The 20,773-nt window shown below is 62.4% G+C and carries 20 protein-coding genes and 1 tRNA gene; 13 read left to right on the plus strand and 8 right to left on the minus strand.

Annotation, left to right across the window (positions count from 1 at the left end; genetic code table 11):
- Positions 1-29: 29 nt before the first annotated feature.
- A complete protein-coding gene (locus NP503_RS30700; protein WP_164748869.1) occupies positions 30-938 on the minus strand; it encodes a LysR substrate-binding domain-containing protein in 909 nt (302 codons plus the stop codon).
- Between the two features lie 146 nt (positions 939-1,084).
- Here NP503_RS30700 and NP503_RS30705 point away from each other — a divergent pair, with 146 nt between their 5' ends.
- Entirely contained in the window at positions 1,085-2,596 is a 1,512-nt protein-coding gene (locus tag NP503_RS30705) for an MFS transporter (protein WP_127328241.1), read from the plus strand.
- Between the two features lie 32 nt (positions 2,597-2,628).
- Here the strand turns inward: NP503_RS30705 and NP503_RS30710 are convergent, their stop codons facing one another.
- Entirely contained in the window at positions 2,629-3,288 is a 660-nt protein-coding gene (locus NP503_RS30710; RefSeq protein WP_023813893.1) for a response regulator transcription factor, read from the minus strand.
- 120 nt (positions 3,289-3,408) lie between these two features.
- Positions 3,409-3,825, minus strand: a complete 417-nt coding sequence (locus tag NP503_RS30715) for a hypothetical protein (RefSeq protein WP_127266720.1) — start codon at positions 3,823-3,825, stop codon at positions 3,409-3,411.
- Between the two features lie 187 nt (positions 3,826-4,012).
- Here NP503_RS30715 and NP503_RS30720 point away from each other — a divergent pair, with 187 nt between their 5' ends.
- Both NP503_RS30720 and NP503_RS30725 read left to right on the plus strand, forming a co-directional pair.
- Positions 4,013-4,363 (plus strand): DUF952 domain-containing protein, encoded by a 351-nt coding sequence (locus NP503_RS30720; RefSeq protein WP_063173552.1) that lies wholly within the window; start codon positions 4,013-4,015, stop codon positions 4,361-4,363.
- Positions 4,360-5,436 (plus strand): quinone-dependent dihydroorotate dehydrogenase, encoded by a 1,077-nt coding sequence (locus NP503_RS30725; RefSeq protein ID WP_127266719.1) that lies wholly within the window; start codon positions 4,360-4,362, stop codon positions 5,434-5,436. Before NP503_RS30720 ends, NP503_RS30725 begins: the two co-directional genes overlap by 4 nt.
- An 8-nt stretch (positions 5,437-5,444) precedes the next feature.
- Here NP503_RS30725 and NP503_RS30730 read toward each other — a convergent pair whose 3' ends face one another.
- Positions 5,445-5,618, minus strand: a complete 174-nt coding sequence (locus NP503_RS30730; RefSeq protein ID WP_164748943.1) for a hypothetical protein — start codon at positions 5,616-5,618, stop codon at positions 5,445-5,447.
- 300 nt (positions 5,619-5,918) lie between these two features.
- On the minus strand, positions 5,919-7,274 hold the full coding sequence (locus NP503_RS30735; protein WP_127266718.1) for an MATE family efflux transporter: 1,356 nt from the start codon (positions 7,272-7,274) through the stop codon (positions 5,919-5,921).
- A gap of 131 nt (positions 7,275-7,405) precedes the next feature.
- On the opposite strand from NP503_RS30735, the gene NP503_RS30740 reads away from it, so the two are divergent.
- The gene (locus NP503_RS30740) at positions 7,406-8,311 is read left to right on the plus strand and encodes a histone deacetylase (protein ID WP_127266717.1); all 906 of its coding nucleotides are present in this window, start codon (positions 7,406-7,408) and stop codon (positions 8,309-8,311) included.
- Positions 8,312-8,377: 66 nt separating this feature from the next.
- Here the strand turns inward: NP503_RS30740 and NP503_RS30745 are convergent, their stop codons facing one another.
- Positions 8,378-8,641, minus strand: coding sequence for a DUF6460 domain-containing protein (locus NP503_RS30745; RefSeq protein WP_013533620.1), 264 nt, complete (start codon positions 8,639-8,641; stop codon positions 8,378-8,380).
- A 273-nt stretch (positions 8,642-8,914) separates the two neighbouring features.
- On the opposite strand from NP503_RS30745, the gene NP503_RS30750 reads away from it, so the two are divergent.
- From NP503_RS30750 to NP503_RS30775, 6 genes are all read left to right on the plus strand, one after another.
- A complete protein-coding gene (locus NP503_RS30750; RefSeq protein ID WP_206517189.1) occupies positions 8,915-9,904 on the plus strand; it encodes a glycosyltransferase family 2 protein in 990 nt (329 codons plus the stop codon).
- Complete coding sequence (locus tag NP503_RS30755) at positions 9,897-10,598, plus strand: class I SAM-dependent methyltransferase (RefSeq protein ID WP_127266715.1); 702 nt, start codon at positions 9,897-9,899, stop codon at positions 10,596-10,598. Before NP503_RS30750 ends, NP503_RS30755 begins: the two co-directional genes overlap by 8 nt.
- A 10-nt stretch (positions 10,599-10,608) precedes the next feature.
- A complete protein-coding gene (locus tag NP503_RS30760; protein WP_256755024.1) occupies positions 10,609-11,043 on the plus strand; it encodes a GtrA family protein in 435 nt (144 codons plus the stop codon).
- Positions 11,044-11,081: 38 nt separating this feature from the next.
- A complete protein-coding gene (locus NP503_RS30765; RefSeq protein WP_127266713.1) occupies positions 11,082-12,563 on the plus strand; it encodes a hypothetical protein in 1,482 nt (493 codons plus the stop codon).
- A gap of 196 nt (positions 12,564-12,759) precedes the next feature.
- Complete coding sequence (locus NP503_RS30770; protein ID WP_127266712.1) at positions 12,760-14,673, plus strand: acyltransferase family protein; 1,914 nt, start codon at positions 12,760-12,762, stop codon at positions 14,671-14,673.
- Between the two features lie 77 nt (positions 14,674-14,750).
- A tRNA-Gly gene (locus NP503_RS30775) sits at positions 14,751-14,824 on the plus strand.
- Between the two features lie 2 nt (positions 14,825-14,826).
- On the opposite strand, the gene NP503_RS30780 is transcribed toward NP503_RS30775, so the two are convergent.
- Both NP503_RS30780 and NP503_RS30785 read right to left on the minus strand, forming a co-directional pair.
- Positions 14,827-15,063, minus strand: coding sequence for a hypothetical protein (locus tag NP503_RS30780; protein ID WP_127266711.1), 237 nt, complete (start codon positions 15,061-15,063; stop codon positions 14,827-14,829).
- A gap of 130 nt (positions 15,064-15,193) precedes the next feature.
- Complete coding sequence (locus tag NP503_RS30785) at positions 15,194-16,183, minus strand: LysR family transcriptional regulator (protein WP_127266710.1); 990 nt, start codon at positions 16,181-16,183, stop codon at positions 15,194-15,196.
- A gap of 313 nt (positions 16,184-16,496) precedes the next feature.
- On the opposite strand from NP503_RS30785, the gene chvE reads away from it, so the two are divergent.
- The 3 genes from chvE (at position 16,497) to mmsB (ending at position 20,504) form a co-directional block, all read left to right on the plus strand.
- Complete coding sequence (chvE, locus tag NP503_RS30790) at positions 16,497-17,567, plus strand: multiple monosaccharide ABC transporter substrate-binding protein (RefSeq protein WP_127266709.1); 1,071 nt, start codon at positions 16,497-16,499, stop codon at positions 17,565-17,567.
- Positions 17,568-17,688: 121 nt separating this feature from the next.
- Positions 17,689-19,221, plus strand: coding sequence for a multiple monosaccharide ABC transporter ATP-binding protein (mmsA, locus tag NP503_RS30795; protein WP_127266708.1), 1,533 nt, complete (start codon positions 17,689-17,691; stop codon positions 19,219-19,221).
- Positions 19,218-20,504 carry a multiple monosaccharide ABC transporter permease gene (mmsB, locus tag NP503_RS30800; RefSeq protein WP_027038593.1) on the plus strand — a complete coding sequence of 429 codons (1,287 nt, stop codon included), beginning with the start codon at positions 19,218-19,220 and terminating at the stop codon, positions 20,502-20,504. Before mmsA ends, mmsB begins: the two co-directional genes overlap by 4 nt.
- The last annotated feature ends 269 nt before the right edge of the window (positions 20,505-20,773 follow it).

The following is a 20,773-nucleotide window of genomic DNA, read 5'->3' on the forward strand; positions in this document are numbered from 1 at the left end:
AACCGCTTCACACTTTCCCTAGAATTGCTCTAGGCCAGGCCGTCGACCATCTGGGAACTGCGGAACCGGGGCCGTCCGGCATTGCCCGCCACAGGCGGACGATGCTCGCGAAAGGCCATTGCAAGCGTCCTCAGCGCCTCGCGGGACTTGGCGTCCGTCAGCGTCGAAAGCAGCACGATCTCGGAAGGCGGCAGCGCCGGCAGCCCGAATTTCCGGCTGACCTCGATGGTGCCGGATGGGGCAAGCCGGCAGGAAAATACCGAGGCTGCGAGGCCGGCCGAGACGGCTTCGGCAACGGCGAAAGAGCCGCAGCCGAGGAACACCTCCGTCCACGATATTCCGACAGCGTCGAGCGCGCGGGTGGTGATGTTACGAATACCGCAGGATGGCGAGGATGCCGCCAGGCGCAGCGGCTCGTCGGCCCGGTGGACGAAGTCGGGCGCGGCGTACCAGCCGAAATGTTCGGGCGCCAGCACTTCACCATCGCGCCGGTCGTCCTCCCGGCGGATGATCGCCGCGTCGATCTCACCGCGATCGAAAGCATCCAGCAGGTCGCGCGAATCATCGAGCCGCACTTCGATGGTGAGCGCCGGGTCATGCGCATTGAGCCGCGCCAGCAATGTCGGGACTTCCGCGCCTCCGACATGGGTGGCGATGCCCAGTGTGAAGCGGCGGCGCACCGAAGACAGGCTGGCAATGGCGCGATCGTGTGCCGCGAGGAAGTCGCGTGCGGGCTGGAGAAACACCGCGCCCTGCGCCGACAAGCGCACCAGCCGAGGCGTGCGCTCGATCAATTTCTGGCCGACGCGCTCTTCCAGCCGCTTCAGCTTCACGCTGATCGCCCCTTGTGTGCTGCCAAGAGCCTCGGCCGCACGCGTAAAGCTCTGAAGATCGGCGATGGCGACGAATGTTTTCACAGCGTCTACGTCCAGCGTCATGTCAGCTATCCGCACTTGTTGTCTCTGAAATAGCCAACCATGCAATTCTAATATGATCAAGCCTCGCCTACCCTGGGCCATACGCGCGCCGGGCGAGCTGCGATGGATTCGCCGATTGCCGACAAATACGTTCGAAAGGTTGAATCATGCCCACTGTATTGACCCGCCGAGGCATCGTGGTTCTGTTTGCCGCCTGCCTGGCATGCCTGATGTTCGGCCTGGAGATTTCAAGCGTTCCCACGATTCTGCCGACACTGGAGCAGGTTCTGCACGCCGACTTCAAGCAACTGCAATGGGTGATGAACGCCTATACGATCGCGGTCACGACGGTGCTGATGGCGGTCGGCACGATCGCCGATCGTTACGGGCACAAGCGTGTCTTTCTGGTCGCCATCGCCGCCTTCGGCCTGACATCACTGATCTGCGGCGTCGCCGAAAGCGTCTCCACGCTCATCGTCGCCCGGTTTCTGCAGGGCCTGAGCGGCGGTGCGATGCTGATCTGCCAGCTTGCCGTGCTGTCGCATGAATTCCGGGAAGGGCGCGAACGCGCCGTCGCATGGGGCTGGTGGGGCGTCATCTTCGGCACCGGCCTCGGCTTCGGCCCCATCATCGGCGGCGGCATCGTCGCGGTCTCGAGCTGGCAATGGGTGTTTCTTGTCCACGTGCCGGTTGCGGCGCTGGCGTTCGCCCTCGCTCTGATGGGCGTCCACGAATCGAAGGATCCACAGGCGGGCAAGCTCGACGTAGCAGGCATCCTGACGCTGTCGCCGTCGGTTTTCTGCCTCGTTTTCTACATCATCCAGGGGCCGGATCTGGGTTTCTCCAGCCCTGCCGCGCTGGCGATCCTCGGTATCTCGATAGTGAGCTTCATCGCCTTCCTCATTGCCGAGAAGGTCAGCCAGCGGCCGATGTTCGATTTCTCGGTCTTCCGAATCCGGCCCTTTTCGGGCGCCATCGTCGGCTCTGCCGCGATGAACCTCAGCTATTGGCCTTTCATGATCTACCTGCCGATCTGGTTCCACGCCGGGCTCGGCTATGACACCGTCTCCACCGGCCTTGCCCTGCTTGCCTACACGCTGCCGACGCTTGTGCTGCCGCCGTTGGCAGAGCGCTTTTCGCTGCGTTATCGGCCCGGCATCATCATTCCGGCGGGCCTCGTCATCATCGGCGTCGGGTTCATCCTGATGAAATTCGGCAGCGCCGCCGCGCAACCGGACTGGCTGACGATGCTGCCCGGCTGCCTGATCGCGGGGATGGGTCTGGGAATAACCAACACACCTGTCACCAACACGACGACGGGTTCCGTTTCGAGCGATCGCGCCGGCATGGCCTCCGGCATCGACATGACCGCGCGCATGGTTTCATTGGCGCTGAACATCGCGGTGATGGGCTTCATCCTGGCCAGCGGTGTGCTGGCGCATCTGGGGCATGCGCTGCCCGACCTCGACGCTGCCCAATTGCGTCTTCTCGCCGAAGCTATCGCTGCTGGAAACCCCATCTCCGGGCTCGCCGGGACCGTCGCCCAGGATGCGCTGCGCAACGGCTTTGGCTGGGTCATGCTCTATGGCGGGATCGGCGTCTGGATCATGGCCGCCATCAGTTTCGCAAGCTTCAACGGCCGGCCGGTGCGGCGGACGGAGGTTCAGTGCTCTGATTGAACACTACAATGATCGAACAGGCGCCCTGGCGATCAACCCGCCGGCTGCAGCGGGTCGCTGCCGATCTTGGACAGCAGGATCACCGCCTGCGTGCGGCTGTCGACGCCGAGCTTCTGCAGGATGGCGGAGACATGCGCCTTGATGGTAGCCTCCGATACACCGAGTTCATAGGCGATCTGCTTGTTGAGCAGGCCCTCGGCCAGCATGCCCAGCACCCGTGTCTGCTGCGGCGTCAGAGCCTGCAGCCGCTTGATGAGGTCCGATATTTCGGGATCGCGCTCGATGCCGAGATCGACGCCGGCTGGTGCTGCGATGTCGCCGGCAAGCACCGATTGCACGGCGCTGCGGATCTCCTCCATGCTGGCCGACTTGGAGATGAAGCCGGAAGCGCCGAGATCGAGCGCCCGCCTGATGGTCGCCGGATCGTCATGCGCCGACACCACGACCAGCGGCACCGCCGGATGGATGCCACGCAGCGAGACCAGGCCGGACAGGCCGCTGGCGCCCGGCATCGACAGGTCGAGCAGCACCAGATCGACGTCCTCGTTGGCCACGACCAGCGCCTTGGCGCTCTCGAAATCGCCGGCTTCATGGATGGCGGCGACGTTGCCGATGCCGGCGAGCGCTTCGCGCAGCGCACCGCGAAACAGCGGGTGATCGTCGGCGATGACGAAAGAATAGCCTGCCGGCAAATGTCCCTCCCCAAATCCCCGATGATTTTTGGCTTTTCGGGTTCAATTGGACGATTATGAGGGGCTGCGCGCTGTTTTCAAGCGGCAAAGCCAGCGCGCCGCCTCCCCTGGTTGAAGCGCTCAGGTCTTCTGAGCGCCGTCGTCCTTGTCCATATCCTTGACGATGCCCATGAAGCCGCGCAGGAAGCGCTCCATGTAGCTCATGGTCTTGTTGAAATCCTCCTCGCTCGGCAGTTTCGATTCGAGGCGGGCGGAGAGCGAATTCTCGAGCTTGGTGACGCGCTCGTCCATCGCCTTCATCGAGGTTTGCAGGCGGTCGACCTCGTCCTGGAAAGCAGCGCGTTCGTCGGCCGCCATCTTGCAGACGAGCTGGCCCGAACGTTCCTCGCAGATCGACATGGCGCCGGTCTGCGTATCGATACGGACAAAGCCGCTATCGGACTTTTCCAGGCGGTAGCGGTCGGTCTCTTCCGAATAAGCTGAAGCCGCGACCAGCGAAACGAGCGCGGCGGGGATCAAGATGTGCTGCAGACGCATGTTGTCCTCCATGGCCAAGGCCTCAGATATCGCATGTTTGCGCCGGAAATGGGGAAGACCCTTGGCGTGGCCTTTCCCGAATGGCTGGTTCGGAATCTTTTTGACGCAATTCCCAAGGGAAAGCGCTATGCGCTTTTCCCGGGAAAACCGTTTCACACTTTTCCTGGAACTGCTCTATAGCGCAACCATGTCTCAGATTATCTACAAGATAACCCCGCAAGCGCCTTGGCGCGAGGCCGAAACGCATGGTCGCTTCACCGGCGCGCCGATCGATGTCGCCGATGGCTTCATCCATTTCTCAACGGCAGCACAGGTCAGGGAAACGGCGGCAAAGCACTTTGCCGGCCAGACGGACCTTCTGCTGGTCGCCATCGACGGCGCCGGCCTGGGCGCTGCGCTGAGATACGAGGTCTCGCGCGGCGGCGCGCTGTTTCCGCATCTTTATGGCCCGCTGGACCTCAAGGCCGTGCTGTGGGTCCGGCCACTGCCGCTTGGCGCCGATGGTGTGCACCAGTTCCCGGCACTGGAGGGGCAATGAGCGTGCTCGACCGGCTCGGCCAGAAGCTGCTGTTCGCCTTCGATCCGGAAACCGCGCATGGCATGTCGATTGCGGCGCTGCGATGCGGCCTGCCGGTCGGTGCGCGGACGACGCTCGACGCGCGGCTGAAGGTCAGCGTCTGCGGCCTCGATTTCCCCAATCCGATCGGCATGGCGGCCGGCTATGACAAGAACGCCGAGGTTCCGGACGCGTTGCTTGGCCTGGGCTTCGGTTTCGCCGAGGTCGGTACCATCACGCCGTTGCCGCAGGCCGGCAATCCGAAGCCGCGTATCTTCCGGCTGACTGCCGACGATGCGGTGATCAACCGATTGGGCTTCAACAATGAAGGCCATGCAGCGGCCGAAAAACGCCTTGCCGCACGCAAGGGGCGCTCCGGCATCGTCGGTGTCAACATCGGAGCCAACAAGGACAGCAGCGACCGCATCGGCGACTATGAGCGCGGTGTCGCCCGGTTTGCGCAATACGCCAGCTATCTCACCGTCAACATCTCCTCGCCCAACACGCCGGGCCTGCGCAACATGCAGGCGCGCGAGCAGCTTGGCGAACTCTTGTCGCGTGTCATGGCCGCGCGCGCCGCGGCAACGGCGCAGCCGCCGGTGTTCCTGAAGATCGCGCCGGACCTGGTCGAGGCAGAGCTGGAGGACATCGCCGCCGAGGTCACCGAAAAGCAGGTGGACGGCGTCATCGTCTCCAACACCACCATCTCCCGACCGTCATTGCGCAGCGGCGACACCGCGCGCGAGACCGGCGGGCTCTCCGGAAAGCCGCTGTTCGAGCGTTCGACCATCGTGCTGGCGAAGATGCGCAAACTGCTCGGACCGGACCGCGCCATCATCGGCGTCGGCGGCGTCGATTCCGCCGATACGGCGCTGGACAAGATCCGTGCGGGTGCTGATCTGGTCCAGCTCTACACCGGCATGATCTATGCCGGGCCTTCACTGCCGGGCCGTATCCTTTCCGGAATGGTCCGTTTCGTCGAAAAGGAACGGCTGAAGTCGATTTGCGAGTTGCGCGGCAGCCGCCTCGACTTCTGGGCGTCCAGGCAACTCTGAGCCTGCTCTCAGGAGCGTAGATTGCGACTGACGGCCCGCTCGCAAATGGCGCCGCCGATGGCAGGCAACACGCCGAAGAGAAGCAATTGCGCGGTGCCGCCGATGCCAGAAACCGCGGAGAGAATGAACGCAGCGAGCAATCCCAGCGCCGCGCCCAAGACATATGGCAGGTAGCTTCGCATAAGCTCGCCCTGGAACAATTGGTGCATCAAGTCTGTTGGAAATCGACTGGAAGTGCAAGTGCATCCGACCGCACAGCAGGGCAACGAACTCGGTTTAACGGGTTGCTTCGGAGCCTCGCCGGCGCATTGGCTGACGGAGCATCAAACGAAAAACCCGCCTGTGCGGCGGGTCACTGGCGCAAATCAGCACCATGGCCAAAAATGTACCATAGCTGAGATCACCGAGTCAAGAAAAAATTCCTATCGCGAACAGGTGCCGTTCGCTGCCTGGACGGCGCAGGGCCTCCCGGAGGGCACCGTCTAAAACGCCGTCCGCACCCTGAGCCGCAGGATCGTCAGCAGGCTGAAGCCTCGCACCAGCAGGAAGACGTGCAGCGCCGCCCAAAGTCCATTGTTGCCGAAGGCGGGCGCAAGGGTCAGCAGCGCGGTCGCGAAAACCAGGAACGACAGCAGCATCATGTTGCGCATGTCGCGGGACCAGGTCGCGCCGATGAAGACGCCATCCATCTGGAACGCCAGCACACCGCTCAGCGCCGTGAATGCCGCCCATGGCAGGTAGATGTCGGCCACCGAACGGACTTCCTCCGATGTCGTCACGAGAGCGACCAGATTGGCGCCACCAGACAGCATTACCAGCGTCGCGGCTCCCGCCAGTCCGAAACCCCAAAACAGCGTCAGCCGCACGGCCTGGCGGAACGGTGCGGCGGCACGTGCGCCGACGGCACGGCCCGCCAGCTGTTCGGCGGCGGTGGCAAAGCCGTCGAGGAAATAGCCGGCGACGAGGAAGAAGTTCATCAGCACGGCGTTGGCGGCCAGCGTCACCGTGCCGAACTGCGCGCCCTGGCGGGTGAACAATGCGAAGGCGGCGAGCAGCGAGAACGAGCGGATCATGATGTCGCGGTTGAGCGACATCATGCGCAGGAAGGCGGCCATGTCGAGCAGGCGGTGGCGCGGCAAGGATGGGGCGGCCCGGAACCGGCGGATAACGATCGCCAGGCCGAGCAGCATGGCCAGGAACTCACCGGTGACGGTCGCCCAGGCAACGCCGGCGACACCCCAGCCAAGTTCCAACCCAAGCACGAAGCAGAGCGCGATGTTGATGCCGTTCAGCACCAATTGCAGCATCAGCCCAAGCCCGCCCTCGCCGCGCCCCAGCACATAGCCGAGGATGGCGTAGTTGATCAGCGAGAACGGCGCCGCGAGCAGCCTGATCCTGATGTAGACGCCCATCGCCTCGCTGACGCGCGGTTCGGCGCCCATGAACTTTTGCCCGGCGATGGCGACCAGCGGCGCAAGGGCAGCGAGCACGATGCCGGCGATAACCGCGATCAGCACGGCGCGCCAGAACACCGCCTGTTCCTCCAGGGCGTCGCCGCGCCCAAACGCCTGTGCGACAAGCCCGGTGGTGCCCGAGCGCAGGAAATTGAAAGAGGTGAAGACGACGTCGAAGATCAATGCGCCGGCCGCCAGGCCGCCAAGCAAGGCGGCATCGCCGAACTGGCCGATGACAGCCGTGTCGACCAGGCCGAGCATCGGCGTCGTCAGATAGGCAAGCGTCATCGGCACGGCGATGGCGAGCACGGAACGATTGGTGACGACAAATGATCCGGGGTTGATTGGGGATCTGGCGTCGGCTGGGGTTGCACCCTGGTCCAAGGATTGCTGCCTTGCTGATTGCGGCTTGATCGAACTGCCGATGTGCCCCATTTTCCAGCCACCGCGCAATCACTCTTCCCGTGACGGCCAACCGAAATCCCCGGCCTGGCGCGAGCCGCCGGATCCAGTTCATGCCCCTGCAGATCGTCCATAATCCCGACTACGATGCCGGCTTCGCCACCAACCATCGCTTTCCGATGAGCAAATATCCACTGCTGATGGAGGCGCTGCGTTCACGTGGCCTCGCCGGCCCCGACGCGCTCAGCACCGCCGAACCGGCACCGGTGTCATGGCTGGAGCTTGCCCATGCGGCGAATTATGTCGACCAGGTCGTCAACTGCCGCGTGCCCGAGAAGATCGAGCGCGAGATCGGTTTTCCGATCGGACCCCGCGTCTCGCTGCGCGCGCAGCTTGCCACCGGCGGCACCGTGCTGGCGGCGCGGCTGGCCTTGCGCCACGGCATTGCCTGCAACACCGCCGGCGGCAGCCATCATGCGCGGCGCGCGCAAGGAGCGGGCTTCTGCACCTTCAACGATGTCGCCGTCGCCGCGCTGGTGCTGCTCGCCGAAGGCGCGGCACAAAACATCCTGATCGTCGACCTCGACGTGCATCAGGGTGACGGCACGGCGGATATTCTCGCTGATGATCCGCGCGTGTTCACCTTTTCCATGCATGGCGACCGCAACTACCCCGTGCGCAAGATCGCCTCCGACCTCGATGTCGCGCTGCCCGACGGCACGGGTGACGCCGCTTACATGAAGAGGCTCGCCGCCATCCTGCCGGAGCTCTCCGCCCAAGCCCATTGGGACATCGTGTTCTACAATGCCGGCGTCGACGTCCATGCTGAGGACCGGCTTGGCAGGCTGTCGCTATCGGATGACGGCCTGCGCGCCCGCGACGACATGGTGATCAGCCACTTTCGCACGCGGGGCGTTCCGGTCTGCGGCGTCATCGGGGGTGGCTATTCAACTGACGTGCCCACGCTTGCCGCGCGCCACGCCATCCTGTTCGAGGTGGCCGCGGGCCACGCCCGATAGTACGATCTTGTCCAAAAACCGGGTGCCAGGGTTCGCTGACGCGGACCTGCGGTTCGGGATCATGCTCTACTTCCGGTAGTTGGCGAGCCTCAACAGGATGAACGCCGGCACGACGATAGCCGCGCCCAGCAGGATATAGCCGAGGAAACGGTCGATGGCGTGGAAGCCAAGATTCCACAGGTCCATGAAGAATTTGCGGATGCCGTAGAGCACATCCATCGGCGACCAGCCGAAGGCGTTCATGACCAGGCCGACGAGGAAAGACACCACCAGCAGTTTCAGGATCACCTTGAGCGGCGAGTCGCCAAGAAAGCGCGTCAATGCGGACAAGGCCCGTCTCCAGATTGAGGTACCCTGGCTAGAGGGCGTCAGCCAGACATACGCACTTGGCTTGTCCGCTTCAAGCCGGGAGTTCTGCGGGATAGCGAGACACCGAGCATAGTGTGGCCGCAAGCCGAGCCCAGGCGCATGGCAGACTGCCGGCTACTGCCGCAGCGATCCCGCTGGCTTATCTGTTTTCTAACCAATTGCCGCTATTCCCAATCGGATAGCGGGAGCAAGGCTTTGGTGGAGACGGAGAGAAACACCGCGCGACGCGGCGTCATGCTGTCGGTGGTCATCCCATGCTACAACGAGCTGGATGGCGTGGCCGAACTGCATCGGCGGGTAACGGCCGCATGCCTTGAACAAGGCCCTTCCTACGAGATCGTCCTTGTCATCGATGGCGCGACCGACGGCACGCGCGAAGCCATTCTCCAGCTGGCTGAAAAGGACGACCATGTCGTCGCCATCGACCTTGCCCGCAATTACGGCCATCAGATCGCGTTGAGCGCCGGGCTCGAATTCTGTCGCGGCCAGCGCATTCTCATTCTCGATGCCGACCTGCAGGATCCGCCTGAACTGCTCGGCGCGATGATGACGAAGATGAACGAAGGCTTCGATGTGGTCTACGGCCAGAGGCTGACGCGCGATGGCGAAAGCTGGTTCAAGCTCGCCTCCGCGTCCATGTTCTATCGCTTGCTGCGCCGGATGGTCGACGTCGACATAGCCCCCAATACCGGAGATTTCCGGCTGATGAACCGTCGCGCGCTCGACCATCTGAACGCGATGCCAGAGCGTTACAGGTTCATTCGCGGCATGGTGAGCTGGATCGGGCTGAAACAGGTGGCCTTTCCCTATGAGCGGCACCGCCGCTTTGCCGGAACCACCCATTATCCGCTGAAGAAAATGCTTCTTCTGGCGGTCGACGCGATGACCAGCTTCTCCATCGTCCCTTTGCGGTTCGCCTCGCTGCTCGGAATGATGTTCGGGCTTCTGGGCCTGGTCGTGCTCGGCTACACGCTGCTCGAATGGTCGGTCGGGAACGTGTTGCCCGGCTGGACCAGCCTTGCCGCGATCGTGCTGATCCTCGGCAGCGTCCAGCTTATGGTGCTCGGGATCTTCGGCGAGTATCTCGGGCGCATGTACATGGAGACAAAGCGGCGGCCGCTCTACTTCGTCAACGAGATCGTTTCGCGCAGCCAGGCAGTGGAGGGCGGCGAATTGCCGGTCCATCGCCTGCAGGAGATGGCAAAGAGGGCCGCACGTGCTTGAGGCGGAGTTCGACCGGTTTGCGCGGGAATATCAGGAGCAGCATGCCGCAAGCATAAGGCTGAGCGGCGAAAACCCGGATTTCTTCGCCAGGTACAAGATCGACGACGTCGCCGCGACGCTGCGGCGGGCCGGTGTCAAACCGCGACGAATACTGGATTTCGGCGCCGGCGTCGGCAATTCGCTAGGCCATATGCGCAACGCGTTTCCCGACGCGGAGATCACCTTGCTCGATCCTTCGCGGGAATCGCTCGACATCGCCAGCAAGCGCTTTCCCGGCCAGGCCGCCTTCACGCATTTCGACGGCAAGACAATTCCCTTTGCCGACGGCAGCTTCGACCTGGCCTTCGCGGCCTGCGTCTTCCACCATATTCCCGAGAACCTGCAGATCGGGCTGTTCGCCGAGATCGGCAGGGTGCTGGCCGATGGCGGCAGCTTCTTCGTCTTCGAACACAATCCCTGGAACCCGCTGACCACGCACGCGGTGAGAAACTGTGCCTTCGACGAAAACGCGGTTTTGATAAATTCGCGCGAGATGCGCGGGCGCATGGCCGAGGCGGGCCTTGCCAATACGAGGATCGTCTACCGGATTTTCTTTCCTCGGATGCTTGCGAGACTGAGGCCGTTCGAGCGCTTCCTCACCAAGGTACCTGTCGGAGCCCAATATTTTGCGCATGTGGTCAAGCCTGCCGTTTGACTTCCCGAGGATGCTGCGATTTGGCGCCGTCGGTCTGTTGAACACGGCGCTGGGATACGCGGTCATCCTGGCCGGGCTTGCGCTTGGTCTGGGCGACATCCTTGCCAACGCCACGGGTTATGCCGCCGGCCTTGTCCTCGGCTTCTTCCTCAACCGCCAATGGACCTTCAGCAGAGTCGACGGCTTCCAGCCCGGAACCGCGCTGCGCTACGGGGGTGTCTTTCTGGTCGCCTACAGCATCAATCTGGCCGTCGTGATCGCCGCCCGTTCGGCAGGCATCGTCGAAAACCCGCTGGTCCACCTCGCGGGAATCTGCGTCTATTCGGTGGTTTTCTATCTTGGCTCGGCCCGCTTCGTGTTTGTGGGACGTGGGGACGACAGCACCGACCGCACAGTTCGGGTGGCCGACAAGCCTCGGCGGCAGCCCGCCAGTCCAACACCTTGAACCCAACTGTCACCGGAACCGATCAGAGGCGGCGCATCATGAACGACGCTCAGGCCAGTGTGGCGGCCGCGACATACAACGAGCGGAACAGGCTGATCTTCTGCCTGCTCGCGGCCTTGGCGATGGCGGGTGCGTTGGCTGCCCAGGCAGGCGCCACCCTGCAGGATCCCGACAGCTGGTGGCAAGTGAAAGTCGGTCTCGATTTCCTGACAAACCGGACATTTCCGACGGTCGATCCTTACTCCTACACGTTTGCCGGCCAGCCCTGGATTGCCAAGGAATGGCTGGGGCAGGTCCTGCTGGCTCTTGCCTACCGGGCGGGCGGCTGGAACGTGGTCGTCACCGCGATCATCGCCTCGATCTCCCTGACGGTTTTCCTCATGGGGTGGTTTCTCAGCGCATGGCTGAAACCGATCCTGGCGATTACACTGGCCTTCGCGGCGGTGTTCCTGATCAACCCGATCTTCACGGCGCGTCCGCATGTCTTCACCTTCCCGATCATCGTCATCTGGACGGCGGTGCTGTTCGGTGCGGCGAGGGAAGAACGGGCGCCGCCCTGGTGGCTGCTTGTGCTGGTCGTATTATGGGCGAACCTGCACGCCACCTTCACCTTGAGCTTCGTCATCGCGGCTTTCGCCGGTCTCGATCTGCTGGCGCGCACGGGCCTGTCAAAACCGGCCCTGCTGGCGAAGTGGATCGCGTTCGGCCTGCTTTGCCCGCTGGTCAGCCTGATCCACCCGTACGGCGTCCAGGCCATCCTGGCGACGCTCGCCGTGGCTTACGGCAACGAGGCAGTGTCGCTGATCATGGAATGGAAACCGTTCAATCCGCCGGACAGTCCCGTCCAGGAAGCGGTGATGCTGCTGGCGCTTTTCGGGCTATTAGTGTCCCGATTGCGAATTGGCTGGGCCAAGGCGTTGTTCGTCGTCTTCACCTTGCATGTCTATCTCGCCCATGTGCGCTTCATGTACCTGTTCTTCCTGCTGATTCCGCTGGTGATGGCGGCCGAGGTCGCACAGCAATATCCCTCGCTTTCAGCCACCGCGTGGCTGGCCGAAAAGCGCGACGGGCTGGAGAGATTCTTAGCCAGACGGTTCTACGCCATTTGCGGCACGGCAGCCGTTCTGCTGATTGGCGGGGTCGCTGTGCTCGGCAGCGTCTATCAGGTAGCGCCAAGTCCGAAGACATCGGCCAGCGGGGCGCTGGCATTCGCGCAAAGCCATCATCTATCCGGCAACGTGCTGAATTCCTACAATTTCGGCGGCACGCTGATTTTCCACGGGTTCAAGACCTATATCGACGGACGGACGGACCAGCTGTTCCTCGGCGGTTTCACAAAGAGCGATAACGACACCGGACGCGGCGACGGCAAGCCGCTCCTCGAAGCCCGCCTGAAGAAATACGCAATAGATTGGGCGCTGCTATCGGCCGACGACAGCCGCATTCCCTTCTTCGACCAGTTGGGCTGGAAACGGGCCTATTCGGACGACTACGCGGTAATCTATCTGCCCGGCGCCTGATCCCGGTGCGTTCCTGGCGAATTTCGCGACAGCAATATATGCCTTGACACCCATGTTGCAGCGCAGCAAAATTGCTGCCTGAGGGTAAGCCTGTGAGATCGACGAGCCGGGATTTTCAGCACGATCGACGACATCGCCGCATGAGCGTGTCGGGTGCGGCCGCACGGATCCTGGTGGTCGCGCGCGGGCCGGCCGGATGAACTACCGGCGCGACATCGACGGTCTGCGGGCCGTTGCGGTGCTGCCTGTCGTGCTCTTCCATTTCGGCGTGTCCGCCATTCCCGGCGGCTTCACCGGTGTCGACATCTTCTTCGTCATATCGGGCTATCTGATCAGCGGCAGCCTGCTCGATGATCTTGAGCGGGGCCAATTCTCGATCGGCCGCTTCTACTGGCGCCGCGCACGGCGCATCCTGCCGGCGCTGACCTTCGTCATCCTGCTCGCGAGCATTGCCGCCTGGTTCATCCTTCTGCCTTCGGATCTCCACGAATTCAGCCTCAGCGTGATCGCCGCCTCGACCTTCTGGTCGAACATCTATTTCTGGAAAACGACGAACTATTTCTCCATCGACGCCGAACTGCGGCCGCTCCTGCACACATGGTCGCTTTCGGTGGAAGAGCAGTATTATATCTTCGCGCCGATCCTCCTTTATCTGATCTACCGATACGTCTCGAAGCGCTGGCTGACGGTACTTCTGCCGATGGCCATCGGCAGCTTTGCCCTGGCAGTCATAGCAACCTCGCTGGCACCGACGGCAGGGTTCTATCTCTTGCCGACGCGCATATGGGAGCTGGCGCTGGGCGCCATGCTGATGTTGCGGAAGCCTCCGGTCCTAGCCAGTCGGCTGGCGGCGGACCTGATCGGCCTCGCCGGCTTTGCCCTCATTGCATTTGGCTTTGTGATGATTTCGGACAGCGATCCGTTTCCCGGCTACAATGCCCTATTCCCCTGCATCGGAACAGCTCTGCTGATCTATGCTGGCCAGGATAGCGCCGACAGGCCGGCACCTGTCGCCACTCGCGTGCTTCGGTTGGCGCCGCTGGTCTGGGTCGGCCTCATTTCCTATTCGCTTTACCTCGTCCACTGGCCAATCAACTCCTTCGTCCATTATCTCTCCCTGAAGACTGTCGGTGTGCCAACGATTATCGCGATGACGGTTGCCAGTTTCGCCTTGGCGGCATTCTCCTGGAAATACGTCGAGCAACCCTTCCGCCACAAACGAGCCTATACCGCCCCACTGCCCATCTTCGCCTTTTCGGCGACGGCAATCGTGCTGCTGTGCGCCGGTGGTTTGGCCGGCGCACTGGGCAACGGTTTCCCGCAACGGTTTCCGGATTTCTCGACAGAACGTATCCGGGTCGGCGACTGGCGCAACGGCATCTGTTTCAACGAAAACGGGACCCGCATCGAAGACTGGAACCTTGCCGACTGCACCCGGACAACGGGCTTTGCCACCAATGTGCTGCTGTGGGGCGATTCTTTCGCTGCCCACTATGTTCCGGGACTTGAGCCCAACGCCCAGAAAATCCAGGCCAATGTCATCCAATACACCTATGCCGGCTGTCCGCCCGACCTGACCTATTTTTCCTATGCTCGGCCCGCCTGCACCCGCTTCAACGAACGGGCCTTGTCGATCATTCGCGACGCCAACATCCAGGCGGTGATCCTGAGCGGCCGATGGACCGACTACCAGGCCAGGGGCTTCGACGGCCTGCAGAAGACGATCGATCGGCTTCGCGGGATGGGGGTCAAGGTCTATACCGTCGGCCAGTCTCCGGAATTCATCGCCGACGTCCAGAAGATCGCTTTCTTGGTGAGACGGGAGCATGCCGGAACCACATCCTGGCCGATGGCTATGGATCCGGACATCAACGCACGGGTTCTGCCGTTCACCAAAGGGGCCGATTTCATAGATCCGCTGACGTATCTGTGCGACTCGGCCGGTTGTTCATACGCCGATGCCACGACCAATGAATTTCTCTACTTCGACTATGGCCACTTCTCTTCCGCCGGCGCGACGCTGGCCATCTCGAAATACTGGCCAAGCTTCGCCACCAGCAATGAGGTCGCGGAGGCAAAACGGCAATTCACGGCCGTGGGCGCGCCGTGATCCGCAGCACGACCGTCGTGAGAACAGACCGCTTTGCGATTGCCCGAAGGCTAACCCTCATGGTAACGAGGGCGCACGCGGGTATGATGTAATGGTAGCTTGTCAGCTTCCCAAGCTGAACGCGAGGGTTCGATTCCCTCTACCCGCTCCAGTCTAAGGCGTCAGAACCATTTCAGCGCCTGCCTGTTCGTCGAACACAACCGAGCAGCCTCGCGCAAGCGCCACCGTTGCGAGGGCGTTTGCCGCCACGTCATCCGATGAAACGAAATCGCCGGTCAACACCCGCAATTCTTCAACGCCTTCAGCCATGGAAACGAAATTCCCGACCGATCGATCGTGCTTGCAGGCCTCGATCACGCAAAGCAGATCGATGATTTCGAAGCTGCGCATGTTCAGCCTCCAGAAGAAATCGCCCCTTGCAAGATCATGAACGCATCGGCGGGAAATAATGTTCCCAGCTCGCTTTCGCCGGCCTCGGCCTGGCGGTGCTTTCGCCGGACAACCTTACCCGAGCGAGCCATCATCCCACTTCCCTCAGAATGAAGTCGTGCAGCATCTTGGCGGCCGGCGACAGTGCGCGATTCCTGACCGTGATCAGGCTGTAGGGCCTGACCTCGATGTCGAATTCGGTCTGGACGACGTCGATGGCGCCGGCCAGCCCGTCAGGGTTCTGGATGAATTTCGCCACCTGGACAGAGACCGGTGCGATGGCATCGGATTGCGCGACCATGACCAGGGTCAGGAGCAGCGAACTGGTGTTCAGGATACGGTCCGGCAAAGCGATGTTGCGGTTGAGGAAGTTGCTCTCCATCGCCTGGCGCAAGGGCGAGCCGCCAGACTGGAAGACCCAGTCATAGGCGGCGGTCTCTTCCAGCCGCACCGCCTCGCCCTTGGTGAGCGGATGGCCCCGGCGCACGATCAGGCAGGCCTTCTCGACGCCGATGACGCGCGACTCGAACAGCCGCGGATTGAGGTCGTCCGGGATGCGCGCGATGATGAAGTCATGGCGCGTGGCGATCAGCTCGCGTGCCAGCACATTGGAGGTCTCGACCTGCATGGTGATCTCGATGCGCGGATAGATGCGGCGGATTTCACGAATCGCCGGCACCGCCAGCTCGATTGCCGGCGCGGTCACGGCACCCAGGAAAACCGAACCACCCTTGCCCGCCTTGAGTTCGGAAATCTCGCGGTCCACCTCGCGCATCTCCAGCAGGATCGAGCGCGCCCGCCTGGCCAAAGCCTTGCCGTATGGCGTCAAGGTGATACCGCGCGGCAGCCTCTCGCACAGCTTGACCTCCAGCACCGCCTCCATCTCTGCGATCATGCGCGAGGCCGCCGGCTGCGAAATGTTCAGAACCTGGGCTGCCGCGCTGACCCGGCTGTGGTCGTCTAGCGCGACGATCATGCGCATGTGACGCAGACTGAGACCGCTGCGCAGCAGGGTTTCGCCATCGCCCCGTGCTTCTCTGTAACCATTTGAAGCTGTTGTCGGATTCCCGGGCCGCGCCATCGCTTTTCCCTGCCTTCTGCTCGTGTAAGGCCGACCTTGGAGTCAGCCCGTCACGTCCCAATACATATACCAACCATGATATAGCAACCATCAAAGATCGCATTTGACAGTTATGGCAAAGACCCACACCCTCCGCGCGTTCCAAGACGTGACGGTCGCTGACGAGAAAAATCGTATCGATTGAATCAGCGTCTCGGGGCCATGGGAGGATACCGGAGATCGATATGACGGCAGCAGTGCCCTTGGCGCTTCTGCACGATTGCGCGGCCCGCGACCCCCGGGGTGCCGCGTCCATCAAACAGGGAGAGTTAAAGTGAAAATCATCAAGACACTGGCCGCCGTCGCGGCCCTTGGCATCGCTGCCATGACCTACTCGGCGCACGCAGCCGACAAGGGTCTTGTCGGCGTGCTGATGCCGACCAAGACCTCGCAGCGCTGGATCAATGATGGCGACGCCGTCAAGTCCCAGCTCGAGGCTCTCGGCTACACCGTCGACCTGCAATACGCGCAGGACGACATCCCCAACCAGCTCAGCCAGCTGGAAAACGAAATCACCAAAGGCCCGAAGGCGCTGATCATTGCTTCGATCGACGGCACCACCCTGTCGGATGCTCTGCAGAAGGCCGCTGACGCGGGCGTCGTCGTCGTCGCCTATGACCGCCTGATCAAGAAGACCGCCAATGTCGACTACTACACCACCTTCGACAATTTCGGCGTCGGCGTGATCCAGGCGAATTCGCTGGTCAAGGGCCTCAAGGAGCGCTTCCCGAACACCAAGCCGTGGAACGTCGAACTGTTCGGCGGCTCGCCCGACGACAACAACGCCTTTTTCTTCTACGACGGCGCGATCTCCGTCCTGCAGCCGCTGATCGACGACGGCTCGATCAAGATCAAGTCCGGCCAGACCGGCATGGACAAGGTCGGCACGCTGCGTTGGCTCGCCGCCACTGCCCAGGCGCGCATGGACAATCTGCTGTCGGCCAACTATTCGGACGGCAGCCGCGTCGATGGCGTTCTTTCGCCCTATGACGGCCTGTCGCGCGGCATCACCGCCTCGCTGCGCGCCGTCGGCTACGGCACGGACGCACAGCCCTGGCCGATCGTGACCGGCCAGGACGCCGAGACCGCTTCGGTCAAGCTTATCATCACGGGCGAGCAGTACTCGACCGTGTTCAAGGACACCCGCGAACTGGCCAAGGCCACCGTCGAACTCGTCGACAAGGTGCTCTCGGGCGGCAAGCCGGACGGCCTCGATGAAAAGACCTACAACAACGACGTCAAGGTCGTTCCCTCGATCCTGTTGACGCCGCATGAGGTCGACAAGTCGAACTACCAGGCACTGGTCGTCGACTCCGGCTACATCAAGGCCGACGAACTGAAGTAACCCCGGTTCCAAAGTCAGGGGTCCTGCGCAACGCAGGGCCCCTTTTCGTTCACCAGCGAGCCCGGTATTGTCGCCGACCTCGCCGGCAATGTTTGCCGACCTCTCAAGGAGCGGTTGTCCCATGGCCTCGACGATTTTGGAGATGCGCGACATCACCAAGACGTTCCCCGGCGTGAAGGCGCTGTCGAACGTCAACCTCAGCGTCGAGGAAGGCGAGATTCATGCCGTGGTCGGCGAGAACGGCGCCGGCAAGTCGACGCTGATGAAGGTGCTGTCGGGCGTCTATCCCTCAGGAACCTATGACGGCCAGATCATCTTTAACGGCGGGGAATGCCAGTTCAAAGGCATCCATGACAGCGAGCGCAAGGGCATCGTCATCATCCACCAGGAACTTGCGCTGGTGCCGATGCTGTCGATCGCCGAAAACATCTTCCTCGGCAACGAGCACGCCAGATACGGCATCATCGACTGGAATTCCAACGAGGCGCGCACCAGCGCCCTGTTGAAGAAGGTGGGCCTCAAGGAGGACCCCAAGACGCTGATCACCAATATCGGCGTCGGCAAGCAGCAGCTGGTCGAGATCGCCAAGGCGTTGAGCAAGGAAGTCAAGCTCCTGATCCTCGACGAGCCGACGGCGTCGCTCAGCGAAAAGGACAGCCAGGCGCTGCTCGACCTTCTGCTCGAATTCAAGCGGCAGGGCATGACCTCGATCCTGATCTCGCACAAGCTCAACGAGGTGAACCGGGTCGCAGACAAGGTGACGGTGATCCGTGACGGGCGCACCATCGAGACGCTGGCCAAGAAGGACATCTCTGAAGACCGCATCATCACTTCGATGGTCGGCCGCTCACTCGACGACCGCTATCCGCCGCGCGAGCCTGACATCGGCGAGGTCGTGTTCGAAGTGAAGAACTGGTCGGTCTATCACCCGATCCATGCCGAGCGGCAGGTGATCAAGGGCATCGACATCAACGTGCGCAAGGGCGAAGTGGTGGGCATTGCCGGGCTGATGGGCGCTGGCCGCACCGAATTCGCCATGAGCCTGTTCGGCCGCTCCTACGGCCGCCGCATCTCCGGCGAGGTGCTGCTCAAGGGCAAGCCGGTCGACGTTTCCTCGGTGAGCAAGGCGGTCCAACACGGCATCGCCTACGTCACAGAGGACCGCAAGACCTACGGTCTCAACCTCATCGACCATATCAAGCACAACATCACGCTGGCCAATCTTGGCGGCGTCTCGCGCCACAGCGTGATCGACGACATGCGCGAGCTCGCCGTTGCCAACGACTATCGCAAGAAGACCAATATCCGCGCTTCCAGCGTCTATCAGATGACCGGCAATCTCTCCGGCGGCAACCAGCAGAAAGTGGTGTTGTCGAAATGGCTGTTCGCCGACCCGGACGTGCTGATCCTCGACGAGCCGACGCGCGGCATCGATGTCGGCGCCAAGTACGAAATCTATACGATCATCGCCCGTCTCGCGGCTGAGGGTAAGGCGATCGTCGTCATCTCGTCGGAAATGCCGGAATTGCTTGGCATCACCGACCGCATCTACGTCATGAACGAAGGGCGCATCGTGGGCGAAATGCCCGCCGCGGAAGCAAGCCAGGAAAAAATAATGCGCGCCATCGTTCGTGGAGAAGGAAAAGCAGCATGAGCACCGAAAGCGCCCCCGCCCCGCAGGGCAACGTCGCCGAAGAGCAGCGCCCACGCATTGCCGTCTCGGCGCTGACGACGAACCTGCGCGAATACGGCCTGATCCTGGCGCTGATCGCCATCATGGTGTTCTTCCAGTTCACCACGAACGGAACGCTGTTCAAGCCGGTGAACCTGAGCAACCTGGTGCAGCAGAACTCGTTCATCATCGTGATGGCGCTGGGCATGCTGCTGGTGATCGTCTCCGGCCATATCGATCTAAGCGTTGGCTCGGTCGCTGGCTTCATCGGCGCCTTGGCGGCGATGATGATGGTCATCTGGCCGCTTGGTCCGTTCAGCAACCCGCTGGTGGTTTCGATCATCTGCCTGATCGTGGGCGGCGCGATCGGTGCGGCGCAAGGCTATTGGATCGCCTATCACCGAATACCGAGCTTCATCGTCACGCTGGCCGGCATGCTGATCTTCCGCGGCATCTGCCAGGCCCTGCTGGGCGGCGGATCCTCGGTGGGGCCGCTACCCGATGGCTTCAAGGCGCTCAGCTCCGGCTTCATCCCGGATGTCATCGGCCCGCTGACGCTGATCCCGCCAACAGTGAACGCGGCCGGCAAGACCATCATGGGCAGCGGCCTGACGCTGCACATGACGACGATCGTGCTGGGCCTGATCGCTGTTCTGGCCTACGCCTATTTCGGGGTGAGGACGCGCCGCAAGCGCGAACGCCATGGCTATGAGGCCGAGCCCTTTGCCCTGTTCGTCGTCAAGACGCTGGTCGGCAGCGCGCTGGCGCTGTTCCTGGTCTACCAGTTCGCCAGCTACAGGGGCCTGCCGGTGGTGCTGCTCGTCATGGGCGTGCTGATCTCGCTGTTCGTCTTCGTCACCAAGCGCATGACCATCGGCCGCCGTATCTATGCCATGGGCGGCAATTCCAAGGCCGCGCAGCTTTCAGGCATCAACACCGAGCGGCTGACGCTGATGGTGTTCATCAATATGGGCGTGCTGTCGGCGCTCGGCGGCCTGATCATCGCGGCGCGACTGGGACAGGCGGTGCCGGCCGCGGGCCTCGGCAGCGAGCTCGACGTCATCGCCGCCGTCTTCATCGGCGGCGCCTCGGCGATGGGCGGCGTCGGTCAGGTCATCGGCGCGGTGGTCGGCGGCTTCATCATGGGCGTGATGAACAACGGCATGTCGATTATGGGCGTCAATGTCGACTGGCAGCAGGTGGTCAAAGGCCTGGTGCTGCTCGGTGCCGTGATCTTCGACGTCTACAACAAGAACAAGGCTTGAACGGGCTTAAGAGCAATTCCAGGAAAATGTGAAACGGTTTTCCGCCTGGAATTGCGCCAAGACAATGAGTTAGAGCGGTTCGCCGTTTCCGTGAAACGGTGAACTGCTCTAGGCGAGGCAAGCAGGAGGCATACGATCGCGGCGCTGCCGGCAACCCGCCGGTAACAGAAGTCCCTGAGGGACCAGGCCCGCGAGCGCAATCCGAACTGAGAATTTAAACCGTGGCATGGACGAGGTCCCGGCCGCGCTGAGTAAGGTCTGCCGTTTTG

This window comes from Mesorhizobium sp. SEMIA396, assembly GCF_024518615.1.
Lineage (GTDB): Bacteria > Pseudomonadota > Alphaproteobacteria > Rhizobiales > Rhizobiaceae > Mesorhizobium.

Bases quoted from the DNA above. Each gene is read 5' to 3' on its own strand.
- NP503_RS30700 (WP_164748869.1), bottom strand. From the start codon at position 938: ATGACGCTGGACGTAGACGCTGTGAAAACATTCGTCGCCATCGCCGAT.
- NP503_RS30705 (WP_127328241.1), top strand. From the start codon at position 1,085: ATGCCCACTGTATTGACCCGCCGAGGCATCGTGGTTCTGTTTGCCGCC.
- NP503_RS30715 (WP_127266720.1), bottom strand. From the start codon at position 3,825: ATGCGTCTGCAGCACATCTTGATCCCCGCCGCGCTCGTTTCGCTGGTC.
- NP503_RS30720 (WP_063173552.1), top strand. From the start codon at position 4,013: ATGTCTCAGATTATCTACAAGATAACCCCGCAAGCGCCTTGGCGCGAG.
- NP503_RS30725 (WP_127266719.1), top strand. From the start codon at position 4,360: ATGAGCGTGCTCGACCGGCTCGGCCAGAAGCTGCTGTTCGCCTTCGAT.
- NP503_RS30730 (WP_164748943.1), bottom strand. From the start codon at position 5,618: ATGCGAAGCTACCTGCCATATGTCTTGGGCGCGGCGCTGGGATTGCTC.
- NP503_RS30740 (WP_127266717.1), top strand. From the start codon at position 7,406: ATGCCCCTGCAGATCGTCCATAATCCCGACTACGATGCCGGCTTCGCC.
- NP503_RS30750 (WP_206517189.1), top strand. From the start codon at position 8,915: ATGCTGTCGGTGGTCATCCCATGCTACAACGAGCTGGATGGCGTGGCC.
- NP503_RS30760 (WP_256755024.1), top strand. From the start codon at position 10,609: ATGCTGCGATTTGGCGCCGTCGGTCTGTTGAACACGGCGCTGGGATAC.
- NP503_RS30765 (WP_127266713.1), top strand. From the start codon at position 11,082: ATGAACGACGCTCAGGCCAGTGTGGCGGCCGCGACATACAACGAGCGG.
- NP503_RS30770 (WP_127266712.1), top strand. From the start codon at position 12,760: ATGAACTACCGGCGCGACATCGACGGTCTGCGGGCCGTTGCGGTGCTG.
- NP503_RS30780 (WP_127266711.1), bottom strand. From the start codon at position 15,063: ATGCGCAGCTTCGAAATCATCGATCTGCTTTGCGTGATCGAGGCCTGC.
- NP503_RS30785 (WP_127266710.1), bottom strand. From the start codon at position 16,183: ATGGCGCGGCCCGGGAATCCGACAACAGCTTCAAATGGTTACAGAGAA.
- mmsA (WP_127266708.1), top strand. From the start codon at position 17,689: ATGGCCTCGACGATTTTGGAGATGCGCGACATCACCAAGACGTTCCCC.
- mmsB (WP_027038593.1), top strand. From the start codon at position 19,218: ATGAGCACCGAAAGCGCCCCCGCCCCGCAGGGCAACGTCGCCGAAGAG.